The following is a 12,780-nucleotide window of genomic DNA, read 5'->3' as shown; positions in this document are numbered from 1 at the left end:
ATATATTTTGTGTTTTATTTGAATGATGCAAGATCATTACAATTAAGGTTGATTATTGTATCGAATCATAATACTCTTCTAGCGATAATTTCGAGTTGTAAACTTCCTGAGCTAAACTCACACCTACATATCTAAAATGCCAAGGTTCGTACATGTAGCCTGTAATTTCAGTTTTGTCGGATGGATATCTCAAAATAAAACCATAGACATGTGCATTTTCAGCGAGCCATTTTCCTTCATCTGTTTCGCCAAATTCACCAACAAGCTCATATCCCACACTTTCAGAAGTGACATCCATTGCGAGTCCCGTTTGGTGCTCACTTTTCCCCGGTTGCGCACTAAACTGATCTGCAGATGCTTGACCATATTGACTCACATAATTATTGTAAAGAGATTTTTGGCGTTCGTAAGAACGATAACCACTCACTGCATAGATTCTGTAACCATTATCTTTAGCCCCCTGAAACATCTGTTCAAGTGCCGTAGCCGCTTCTTCTCTCATGTATTTCTTAGGATTATCACCCGAGAATGAAAATTTCACATTTGGAACCACTAAGTCTTCAGGAATGTATTCCTGAGGTAACTGGTTAAGCTTATTGACCAAAACCGTCATCGACGACGGGTGACTAATTGTACCCACCTGATTTTTGTCGTAGTTATAAACTTCCTCTAAAGTGAAAGTCGTGTCTGAAGGCTTTTTCACTGTGCTACTTGAAGGCTCAGTTGTCACTTGAGCAGTTTGACTTTCAGTCGTCTCCATGGCGGCATTTTCAGTCGTCTCTAAGGTTGTATTTTCAGTTGTTTCTGTTTGTACACCATTCGTCATACTTTCTGTAGTGACAGGTTCAGAGGTTTCTACAGTGATATAGTGTTCAGTCTTATCTTCTTTATTATTGAGTAGGGTCATTTTTAACACCACTACGACTGCAGCGATGAGTAGGATGAGTGTCATGACAATCATCGCGCGTCGTTTCCTAAGATTTTTTCTTTTATAATGATTAATTGGGGTCACCTTCTATTCTAATTTTGTAAAAAGATATACAGCGGTAAATAGGTTCCGAAATATTTCGTCAGAACATGACTGTAGTCCACAAAGTGTTCACCTTTTTGCAGTGTAATGACGTTGTCAACTTGAGTTGCATTGCTAGAGTTCATCTCGAGTATAAACCGCTTACCGGATACAAAGTTCAGTACGATGACATTTCCAACCTTTGCATAATAATCGCATTCATCCGAAGAAGTCACGCTGCTGCTTTGACTTAAATAATTCACAACTGCTTGTATATCAGATTTGCTTGCAGGATAGTTGTCAAAATCACCGTATTCGAACGGTGGAAGTAAAGTGACATTAAATCCCTGTGATAAAAGCGTATCGCTGATGGAATAGCTTGTAAATGTTTCGTCATAAGCTTCCACAACTTGCCATGTCCCACTTGATTTTTTTAGTATAACGTTCTTGATATCTTGACTATCACTTCCCGGTGTACACATTAAAAATGCCCAAGTTCCATCACTTTTTAAGTACTTCACAAATATCGATTTACTCGAGCCAAGAAAACTACTCGTCACTGCTGCGATATTGGTGCGATCCGCATTTCCCTTTGGTAAAAGCGAATTTGTTGGAATGGTAATGGATTCGTTATACCCATATGCACTTGCTGCTGCATTATAATCCGTATAGAGTTCACCCGATATGCCATCGTGTACCAAATACCCTTCATCCGTCTGGATGCATACAAAAGGCATGCCATTTTTGATGAAAATCTTAAAGGAATCATAGTTACCGCTATTATATGGGAGTGTCAATTGACTTGGTGTGATAAATTGTTGAAGCGTTGTGGAATACGGCATTCCATTATACGAAATGAGATGCATTCTCTTTCCTTGATCTTCATGATAATTCACCATCGCCAATACAACGCCATTTGCAAAAGCGATCGCTTCATCTTGTTTTACTTTTGATGCTTCTTCAGAGGTTGCTTCGTTTATGATGTCATTCACTTCCGTTTGCTGTGAAACCACAGCTTCTTTTTGATCATCTGAATACGCAAAGACTTTTAGACCCATAAGATCCATCGCATGCTCTTGAGCATCCTCAGTGATCATTGCGAGTAATGTCCCTGCAAAAGCTTCACTATTGTGATATTTAGAGAAGAACGCTAAAACTTCATCATCCGATATATATTCCCCTCTCTCCATTAAGTCCCATATATCATATTGGTCAATGGTCATATCACTGGTCGCACTGATATCTGAGCGTTTTGATTCGAATATTTCAAGCATGATTTGACGCAGTTCTTCTACATTAACAGCGCCTTCGAATTTCACACCCTTAGATGTCAGCTTCACTTTATGGATTGTGAACCCTTTAGGTACCTGTAAGTCATCTTGCAATAAATCATTAAGATTCAACTTATCCGATGCTATGCTTTTGAAAAGTGGCACTCTCCACTTTCCGATAGACATGCCTTCATTAGAAAGATCAAGTTGATTGTCATCTACATCAAGATCCAGTGCCATTGTAACAGTGGACTGAACCATACCATTTGATAACTGAAAGTATAATTCGCTTGTTTCGCTCGAAAAGACCATCTCGTCAATTTCGCTTCCAAGAATGCTCACATCTGAGAGATTTTCTTTAAGATGATCTTTTATAAATCTGTTAATTGCGGCGTCAGGTACAACGACTGAAAATTCATCATCACTAAATAAATCCAGTAAGACCTCACTATTAAACGCCTCTTGATCAAACTTCCCAACAGATGGCATATCAATTTTGGAACGGGTAAAATAAACGCCTGCTCCTACCACTAAAATCATCAGAATCGCTGATGTTGAAAGAATGGCAATTTTGAGCTTTCCATGCTTTTTCTTTTCTTTTTTTGCTCCAGCAGTTGTTGTTTGTGGTATTTCTTGTGGTGCGGCTTGTGGTACAGCTTGCTTTATTGGTTCTGGTACGACTTCTGGTTTAATTTCTGGTTTGATTTCTGGTTTGATTTCTGGTTTATTTTCTGGCGCTGCATCAGGTACTGGTTCATTTGTCATTTCAGGAGTTGCTTCGGGACCTAATTGAACTTGATCATCGCTCAATTTTTCGGGTTCAATTTGCAGTGAAACATTCATGTCGACAAGTGGCCCCCCACATTTGTTACAAAATTTTCCCTTCTCAAACTCGAGATTACAGGTCTCACATCTTCTCATTCAATACCTCGCAATTTTTGATTTTAAAAAAACAATATAGTATCATTTTAACAATTATTTCAATTTATTAAAAGAATTTATTATAGAACTATGCGCTTTATAAAAAAAACGTTGCCCACCTTTCGATTGGCAACGTTTATACATTCAGCATGATACATTAATAGATGGATATATTAATAGATAGACCCTCTGATAATTGTTTCTGTTCTCTTTGGTCCAACAGAGATGATCTTCACAGGGACACCTGTCAAAGTTTCAATTCTGTTGATATACGCTTTTGCATTTTCCGGAAGCGATTCAAACGACGTGCAGTTTCTTAGATCCTCTGTCCATCCTGGTAGTTCTTCATAAATCGGTTCACACTTACTTAAAATGTTAAGACTCGCTGGAAAATGCTCTAAGATTTCATCGCCATATTTGTATCCCGTACAAATTTTAACGGTCTCAAATCCTGTAAGTACATCGAGTAACATGAGCGCAATACACGTCATGCCATTTACTCTAGCAGAATACTTCACCACAACCGTGTCAAGCCAACCGCATCTTCTAGGTCTTCCAGTCGTCGTGCCAAACTCATTGCCTGCTATTCGGATGCGATCACCAATCTCGTTATCAAGCTCCGTTACAAATGGACCCTTGCCGACACGTGTCGTATACGCTTTCGTAATCCCAACAACTTCACCGATTTCATTTGGACCAATCCCTGAACCTATGGTAAATCCACCTGAAGTAGGATGTGAACTCGTCACATAAGGATACGTTCCGTAATCCAGATCGAGCAATGTGCCTTGCGCGCCTTCAAGAAGCACTTTTTTACCTGATTTAAGCGCATTAAATACAATTAAAGAGGTATCTTTCACAAATGGACGCACTCTCTTTGCATAGTACGTATATTGACGCACTAAAGCATCTGCATCAAGAGGTTCGCCTCCATAAATAGCTGTAATCATCTTGTTTTTCGCTTCAATTTGTTTTCTAAAAAGCGGTTCAAAGATTTCTTCGTCGATAAAATCACACATACGAATGCCGCTTCGCTCCACTTTATCCATATATGCAGGCCCAATGCCCTTTTTAGTCGTACCGATCATGTCCGCACCCCTTGACTCTTCAGCCAATCGGTCGAGCTCTCTATGATATGGAAAAACAACATGTGCGCGATCTGATACGCAGATAGAATCCGTTGAGATTCCTTTTTCGCGTAAACCGTCAATTTCCTTTAAAAACCCTTCAGCATCAAAAACAACACCATTTCCAATGACATTGACTGTATTGTCATTTAATATACCAGAAGGGATTAAATGAAGTGCGTATTTTTTATCTCCTACAACCACAGTGTGACCTGCATTGTTACCACCTTGTCCTCTAACGACGACATCCGCTTCACTGGATAGATAATCGATGACTTTTCCTTTGCCTTCGTCACCCCATTGAGCACCTACAACAACTACTGTTGACATAACAACACCTCTTTCAATTATATTTGATTCTTTTTTGACTCATTGATCTCAATGGGTTAAAAAGAAGTTCCGCTTTTTCACCACAACCATCGTACCAAAAGTTCACAGGATTGTCAATTAAAGCCCGAATGTTTTCGTTTTGTTTTTGTTAAATATTCGTATTTTTTACGAAGTAAGGGGATAAAACCGCATCAATTCTTGGATTGACCGACCAAGCGTTTTTAAACGCTTCATAAGTTGTGTAATCTTGAGATAATTGTAAGGTTGATTTTTCTTGTAGCGTTGCACGTATGAGGATGTTTTTCGGCGTATGAACCATGTCGATGAACTCTAATAACTGTACAGAGTAACCTGAAGCTTCCAGCGCGCAAGCTCTTAGTGTGTCCGTGACCACAGTTGCAACTTTGTCGCGCACGACGCCATATTTAAGGAGTGGTTTCATTTCTTCGTGATCGAGTTGAGAAAAAAGCTCATGCTGACAACAAGGCACTGCATAAATGACTTTTGCATGCCATTTGACAGCTTTTCCAATCGCCTCATCCGTAGCTGTATCACATGCATGTAGCGATACCACCATATCAATCGTCTCATTTGATTCATAATCTTTGATATCCCCCATTAAAAATTCAAGGGTATCATATCCGAGTTCTTCAGCAATCCCATTGCAAAATGAGATGACATCTTCTTTTAGATCCAAACCGATGATGCGCACTTCTTTTTTCAGTATTTTTACCAGGTAGTAATAAAGTGCAAATGTGAGATAGGCTTTGCCGCATCCAAAATCCACTATGGTGATTTGATCTGGCAAATAAGGCAAACTATCCTCTACAAACTCTAAGTACTTATTGAGTTGACGGTATTTGTCGTACATTTTTTTATAGACTTTGCCATTTTCGTCCATGATTCCCAAGCGAATCATAAAGTCGCAAGGAGTGCCTTCTTGAATGAGATATTGTTTTTGTCGATTGTGACTGAGCGAAGTCATCATGCGCGTTGCTGGTTTTTTTAGCACCGTTCCAGTGCCGTCTTTACTCATGAGGATTTGAAGATCTGCATTCACGGTAAAAAGCTGCGCTTGTTTAAAATAGGTGACCATCAAGGTTTGAATGCGCTCAATGGCTTCACCTTGATTTACATTTTCGTGTAGGACCTTTTTGTCATAATAATAAGTGATATGATACACACGCTCTTCTTTGATCAATACGGGTTTAATATCGACTTTCGTATACGTCTTTTCAACGCCTTTTTTCACTTGACTCAAGACGCCAAAGATCAGTTCGTCTCGTCTAATGGTTTCTTCTATTATAAGGGGATGGTATTTTGCCATTTAGTTTTCCTTTCTACCTATCATAATCACGTTGACACATCCTATCTTGTGATTTTTTTGATGGTTACACAGTTTTAGGTTTTCCCATTTTATTGTATCCTTTTGAGCGTAGAGTGACAAGACTCCTAAGCGGAATCTCCACTCCTCATTTCTATAGTTTATGGAAAATAGATTTATCCATGACTTTCAATTTCATCCATACCGCTCATGCTCAAAAAGTTGTATAATAATAAAGGGTCTGATTTCAAATCTTCCCAACTACAAACGACATTCGAGGTGAAATATGCCTGATTTCTGGAGTCACCATCTGGGTGCGATGTACATTGAAAATCATTTCAATCGTCAACCAAAATGGTGTGACCACTGGCAACCTATGTATCTTTTAGGTGCACAAGGTCCTGATATCTTCTATTATATCAACAAACTCAATCCACTCACCAAACATCATTATAAATCCTTTGGAAATGCTTTACACGAAACCCATATTCAAGAAACGTTTCATCAAATGCTCGAATATGTCCGTTCTTATCCAAAGGAGGGAAACATCGCTTATGTTGCTGGGTTTATCACCCATTATATTCTCGATGTGCATTGTCACAAAATCATCTGTCAGCTCGGTCCTGATGATACGAGTCATAAACGGGTGGAGATGAATTTTGATGCGCTCTGTATTGAAAAACATTGGAAAAAACCATTATTAGCTCTCGAGCCTAAAGACATTCAATGTAGCGATGAGCAGATGTACCAGACATTTATACCCTTTTGGAATCACATCCTTGATGCAATTTTTAGCAAAACAATTCCCGCTAAACATTTAAGACGAGTAGACCTTGATTTTATTCATTTACAGACGTTACTGGTTCGCGATACACTCTCTAAAATACCGTTTAAAAGCGCGTTGTCATCGATTTTTCATTATGATTTGTCGCTTTTACAGTATCATACCATTTCAGATCATGTCCTTATCGCTTATCCACAGTATGAACATGACTATCAAGAAGGGCTTGCACATGCCATTGAGGCATTATCTGATTACTTTAACGTCATTGAACATCATGATTCCATAGAATCATTTATCGAAAAACATATTATTTTTGATTATTTAGGGGAGGATCTTACATGTACAAAGCCATTTTAAATGAAAACAAAGCTCAAATGATTCAATCATTACAAGAGGTCATTCGCATCAAAAGCGTGAATGCACCTGCAGTCGGCGACATGCCATTTGGAGAAGGCATTCAGCACTCTTTAGAGTATATGCTCTCCCTTGGTAATCGCATGGGATTTAAAACGAAGAATGTTGATAACTATGCTGGATATATCGAATTTGGTGAAGGTAAAGAGATGCTCGGTATTCTGTGTCATTTAGATGTGGTACCTGAAGGAGATGGTTGGTCACACGGCCCTTATAGTGGTGATATTGAAGATGGAAAACTCTATGGTCGAGGCACTTTAGACGACAAAGGACCTGCCATTTCATCGTTATTCGCTATGAAAGCCTTGATGGATTCAGGATTTAAACCAGACAAACGCATTCGCTTGATTCTCGGTACCAATGAAGAAAGTGGCAGCAAATGCATGAAGTACTATCTTGAAAAAGAAGAAAAACCAACAGTTGCCTTCAGTCCTGATGCAGATTTTCCGGTGATACACGGCGAAATGGGCATCATTGGATTTGATTTTTATACAAAATTCGAGGATATGGATCCAGATGGTGGTATTGAAGTGCTTTCCATTAAAGGTGGCAATGCACCTAATATGGTTCCAGATTACGCTGAGGCTAAACTCATCGAGACAACTCCCATCGAATCGATCGTTAAGGCATTTAGCGAATCGAGAAATACGCGCATCGATTACGAAAAACACGATGACTATGTTCTATTAAAATCATACGGCATCAGCGCTCATGGAAGTACACCTGAAAAAGGACTCAATGCCATCTCGCAATTGATTTCCTTGCTGAATCTTTTAGACATTCAAATTGGCGACCAATCGAATTTTATTCGCTTTTTAGCGAACAAAATCGGCATGGAAACAGATGGAAAATCATTAGGTGTTGCGTTATACGATGCCTACAACAACCTTGTTTTAAATCTTGGAATGATTGATATCAATCAAGAGACTGGTAGTGCGACAATCAATATTCGCTTTCCTATTACCGAAAAAGAAAGTAAAATTAAAAACAACCTTGAGACGCTACTAAGAGGAAGCTTCATTTCACTTGAAAACTGGAAGTGTTCACAGCCCCTATTCTTCCAACCACATCATCCACTCGTTAAAACACTGATGGATGTGTACATCGAAAAAACAGGCGAAACAGAAGCACGACCAATTACCATCGGTGGGGGTACGTATGCACGTTCCATTCCAAACGCAGTGGCTTTTGGCGCATTGTTCCCTTGGGCAGAAGACAGAATGCACCAAAAAGATGAATACATCGGCCTTGATGATCTCGACAAGATGACCGAAATATTTGCCGAAGCAATCTATCGCTTAGCTAAAAAATAGAGTATCTCACTAAAAATCTCTACATTTTCTTAATAGAAAAGCTGCTATCTGTGAAATGATGTCATTTTCATAGTTAACAGCTTTTTTGTGCTCATTTTTAGTTCGGTGAATGTTATGGGATTACAATTCTTCCACTGTACTGTCATTTTCCCAAAATTCATTCAAAACTTGTTGCAATTTTCCCTTCTGTATCGCTTGAAATCCCCAATCTTTTGGCAAAATCCGCCGATAGGAAAACGATTCATAGCGTTTATCCAAAAGAACGATGACACCGCGATCCGTTTCACTTCGTATAACGCGTCCAGCACTTTGGAGAACCTTGTTCATTCCTGGAAATTGATAGGCAAACTCATAGCCTCGATTCATTTCATAATCAAAGTAGTGTTTAATCAAATCATTTTCAAAACTAATCATCGGAAGTCCAACGCCTACGATTAGCACGCCAATCAGCAAATCGCCTTTTAGATCGACCCCTTCAGAAAAATGCCCTCCTATGACAGCAAATGCAATTAACGAACGCGCATCTTGATCTGGGTCTTCTCTTTTTGCACGATGCGTCTCAAAATTTCCAAGAAACTCAACTTTCTCATCATCTGTCAGTTCTCGACTTTGTAATAACAAATCGAATGTCTCTTCATATAAAAGAGAAAAAACTGTATAAACTTGCTGCATATACGCATATGATGGAAAAAACACGAGATAATTTCCGAGTTTTGAAGTCGCCATCGTTCGAATGGTCTCGACAATTGAGGCAATTGAATCCTCTCTGTCTTTATATTTCACGGAGATGTCTGATGAAAAGAGCACTTTTCGATTGTTCGGATCAAAAGGAGACGGTAAACACAACACCTTATATGGTGCTGCTCCGGTTAACAACGTCGTGTAATACTCGAGCGGAGATAATGTAGCTGAAAAAAAGATCGTCGCTCGACTATTTTGTAAAAATCTTCGAATTTGATTGGACGGATTCACACAAAATAATTTGATTTTTGTATCAGATTGCGTGCCATTTACCAGATACGTCACATACCCGTTGTCATAGAGCTCGCTAATCCTTAAATATCCAACAAGATCAAAATACGCATCGAGAACCGCTTCATAATAAAGCGCCTGATGATTTTCTCCAAGCCATTTTTCAAGAACGGGCATGCGCTTTTTAATCTGTTCAAAAACCTCGCTCACTTCGTCTTCATGCACATACACGCCTGATTCATCACATCGTTTTCGAACTTCAAGAAACATCTTGTTAATGCCATCAAAGGCCTTTTTTAAAGCTTTATCTGTCTCAGCGATCTGTTTTTTTACTTCGTAAAATTTCTCCTTATTCAGCTCAGCAGAATACATCGTTCGAGATCGATCCACTAAATTATGCGCCTCATCAACTAAAAACACATAATCTTCTATTGGAAATTCAAAAAAACGTCTCAAATAAACGCGCGGATCAAACGCATAGTTGTAATCGCAAATAATTAAATCCATAAACAATGAACAATCGAGTGAAAATTCGTAAGGACAAATTTTGTATTTCTCAGCATACTGCTGGATCACTTCTTTTGATAAAACATCTTCACAATTAATCACTTCCCAGAGCGCATCTAAGCTTTTATCAAAATAGCGCTTGGCATAGGGACATTTATCCGGATAACAGGCAACGACATCATTTAAACAAATTTTATCCTTTGCGGTTAGTGTCACCGACTTAAAATGAAAGGGCGTCTCGGAGACCTCCCGCATGAGTTTCACTGCATCTTCTGCAACAACTTTTGTGATGGTCTTCGCTGATAGATAAAAAATCTTTTCAACGAAGCCCTGACTCATCGCCTTGACTGCCGGAAATAGCGTCGACATGGTTTTTCCCGTGCCTGTTGGTGCTTCAGAATAGAGAATACCAGAATCTTTGATTGTATTGTATATAGAAATCGCGAGTTGCCTTTGTCCTTTTCGGTAATCAGTAAATGGAAACGGAAGCGCATCTAGACTCACACGACGCAGCTGCGTCCAATCGTATTTAAAAATGAGCCACTTCTTGTACCGTTCTGCAGTATCAAGTAGAAACTCCATAAGCTCTTTAGCTGTTTTACTTACTCTAATGCGTTTAATTTCATTGGTTTCAAACTGGGCGTAAGTCAACTGAACATCAATCGAATCCAAGCCGAGATCTTCGCATAAGATTGCACCATATAATTTCACCTGTGCCCAATGAAGCGGAAATGTTTCTTCAGTAATCGTTTCTAAAAACTGTGATACACCTTTAATTTCATCGACGACAATCCCCGTCTCAGTCGTCAAAATCCCATCTGCTCGTCCGTTGATCAGCAAATCATAACAGCGTCCATCATCGCCCACTAACTGAACCGTCTTTTGTAATGAAACCTCACTTCTATAATCAGACCCTTGGGATTTTTGAATCTTCTGATGTATTTTTTGACCTTCGAGCATTTTCGAACTTCCTTGAAAACGCGTATCGAGATCCCCACTTCTATAGACAAATTCAACAAGTCCACGGACCGAAATTTGAAACTTCTCCATGTTAAATCCTTTCATTTGAGAAAGATTAAATCAAAACAGTGAACAGATGTTCGGTTTAATTGTATCAGATATTCCCCAAAATGGCAAAAAAGTTGAACCCACCACGAGAATTCTCATAACGGATTCAACTTTCTTCTGTTCAAGCGAATAAACATCAGACTTCACTTTCGCTTCATCCGATACTTTTTATACTATTAAAAATTTTCAACCTACTAATTGCCGTTAAACGCCACATACTGATCTTGTTTATCGAGTACCTTTGTGGAATACGTCGTCGCATACGTTTTATTGGCTTCATAATATTTTTTTAAATTAGATGCCCCTCGGTTATACTCAGATAAAACTCGGTCATAATTTGCACCATAATCATTCATCAACTTGTCGAGATACTTAATCCCCAGCGCTAAGTTATACTCAGGTTCAAAAATACGATCTGGATTATAAGCAATTCCTAATTCACTTCCAAACGAATTGGCTAACCACTTTTCAGTGCTTGGAATAATTTGCATATACCCTCTATCTTGACTACTTCCAACTTTGTTCTTATCAAATCCACTTTCAATATCAATAATGGATAGGATGAGCGAGTACGGAATGTCATACATATCAGCATATTTTACCATTACCACTGCACTTTCGTATTCAAGAGGGGTTTTTTCTGATATTTCTTTTGCTTTTTCAAGCTGTGTAGATTCTAGTGCGTCAAAATCAACAAACTGTGCATATTTTTTGTATTCCTCTATCATGGGTTCTTGTATACTGATCATTTGCTTAGCAATGGATAGCTCACCAGATAACGTCTCAATTTTTTCACTTTGCGTATCAATCATTGCCTTTAAGGATTCTTTTTCTTTTTCGAATGCTTCAATTTTTTTATTCGCCTGAACCTGAACAGTGAGCACGATTACTAATAATAGCAAACTTGCTATGGTTCCTAAAAAAATCTTCTGTTTCGTTTTCATAAATTCACCTTTCTAAAAAATATGAACATAGCAAGTCGCTATGTTCCTCTTATGACTTTCAAATTATATCATATGATTTTTTAGTGTCAATTAAGAAAATGTAACTTATGTTGTTAACCACTAAACAACAATTCGAATTGGTAAAATTTGTAATCTGTTTACGCGTTGAAAATTCTACATTTATCATCGATTGTTAATATTTGTTAATTATTTGGTTGTGTATATACTACAAATGGAAACCCATTTTTTTACATTTATGCGCCAACCTCACTAAAAAAGCGAGCTTGAACACAATTGGTTCAAGCTCGCTTTTTATGTGAATTTTTCTTATTTATGCATGGTTTTATAGTACTCTACTTCATATAAGACAATTAATTCATAAAGTGATTCTCTAGAAACACGTTCAAATAAATCATCAACTTCTGATAAACAGTATTGTTCATTGTGTTCTTGAAGAAGTTCCGCGATTCTTTCTTTGAAAAAACCATCCATATATTCGGCTACTTTCGTTGCAATCAGAGCCTTTAGCTCATCACCCTCTTCATTCGTCACTGATTTTTCAATCTCTGAATAGATTGGATCATGATGGACATTGACATCAAACACTCGCACTTCCTCTAAATATTGTTGAAGCACTTGATCAATTGCTTCAGAAGGTGTCGGAATTTCTTCCCGCGTTTCGTCTTCCACAACAACTTCAGTCGTCTCTAATTCTTCGTTATTTGAAGGACTACAGCCAGTAAGTGTAAACACTATAAACAAAATCAACCCACACATTTTTATCATTTTCGTCATA

The 12,780-nt window shown here is 38.4% G+C and carries 9 protein-coding genes; 2 read left to right on the top strand and 7 right to left on the bottom strand.

The annotated features are described in order from the left end of the window. Positions 1-52: 52 nt before the first annotated feature. The 4 genes from ACZ41W_RS11035 to ACZ41W_RS11020 form a co-directional block, all read right to left on the bottom strand. Positions 53-961: a M15 family metallopeptidase gene (locus ACZ41W_RS11035; protein ID WP_464312033.1), complete on the bottom strand. Its 909-nt coding sequence runs from the start codon at positions 959-961 to the stop codon at positions 53-55. A 59-nt stretch (positions 962-1,020) separates the two neighbouring features. Then, positions 1,021-3,123 (bottom strand): hypothetical protein, encoded by a 2,103-nt coding sequence (locus ACZ41W_RS11030; protein WP_464312032.1) that lies wholly within the window; start codon positions 3,121-3,123, stop codon positions 1,021-1,023. Positions 3,124-3,374: 251 nt separating this feature from the next. Continuing rightward, a complete protein-coding gene (locus ACZ41W_RS11025) occupies positions 3,375-4,658 on the bottom strand; it encodes an adenylosuccinate synthase (RefSeq protein ID WP_464312031.1) in 1,284 nt (427 codons plus the stop codon). 148 nt (positions 4,659-4,806) lie between these two features. Continuing rightward, positions 4,807-5,985: a class I SAM-dependent methyltransferase gene (locus ACZ41W_RS11020; protein ID WP_464312030.1), complete on the bottom strand. Its 1,179-nt coding sequence runs from the start codon at positions 5,983-5,985 to the stop codon at positions 4,807-4,809. A 283-nt stretch (positions 5,986-6,268) separates the two neighbouring features. On the opposite strand from ACZ41W_RS11020, the gene ACZ41W_RS11015 reads away from it, so the two are divergent. Together ACZ41W_RS11015 and pepV are read left to right on the top strand one after the other, a co-directional pair. Beyond that, positions 6,269-7,123, top strand: coding sequence for a zinc dependent phospholipase C family protein (locus ACZ41W_RS11015; RefSeq protein ID WP_464312029.1), 855 nt, complete (start codon positions 6,269-6,271; stop codon positions 7,121-7,123). Further along, positions 7,105-8,493: a dipeptidase PepV gene (gene pepV, locus ACZ41W_RS11010; protein ID WP_464312028.1), complete on the top strand. Its 1,389-nt coding sequence runs from the start codon at positions 7,105-7,107 to the stop codon at positions 8,491-8,493. Before ACZ41W_RS11015 ends, pepV begins: the two co-directional genes overlap by 19 nt. A 120-nt stretch (positions 8,494-8,613) precedes the next feature. On the opposite strand, the gene ACZ41W_RS11005 is transcribed toward pepV, so the two are convergent. From ACZ41W_RS11005 to ACZ41W_RS10995, 3 genes are all read right to left on the bottom strand, one after another. Further along, positions 8,614-11,022: an ATP-dependent DNA helicase gene (locus ACZ41W_RS11005; RefSeq protein WP_464312027.1), complete on the bottom strand. Its 2,409-nt coding sequence runs from the start codon at positions 11,020-11,022 to the stop codon at positions 8,614-8,616. Positions 11,023-11,234: 212 nt separating this feature from the next. Then, complete coding sequence (locus ACZ41W_RS11000) at positions 11,235-11,984, bottom strand: lytic transglycosylase domain-containing protein (RefSeq protein WP_464312026.1); 750 nt, start codon at positions 11,982-11,984, stop codon at positions 11,235-11,237. 327 nt (positions 11,985-12,311) lie between these two features. Then, positions 12,312-12,779, bottom strand: coding sequence for a hypothetical protein (locus ACZ41W_RS10995; protein ID WP_464312025.1), 468 nt, complete (start codon positions 12,777-12,779; stop codon positions 12,312-12,314). Between the last annotated feature and the right edge of the window lies 1 nt (position 12,780).

This window comes from Fusibacter fontis, assembly GCF_055378735.1.
This window is presented reverse-complemented; position numbering and strand designations above follow the sequence as displayed.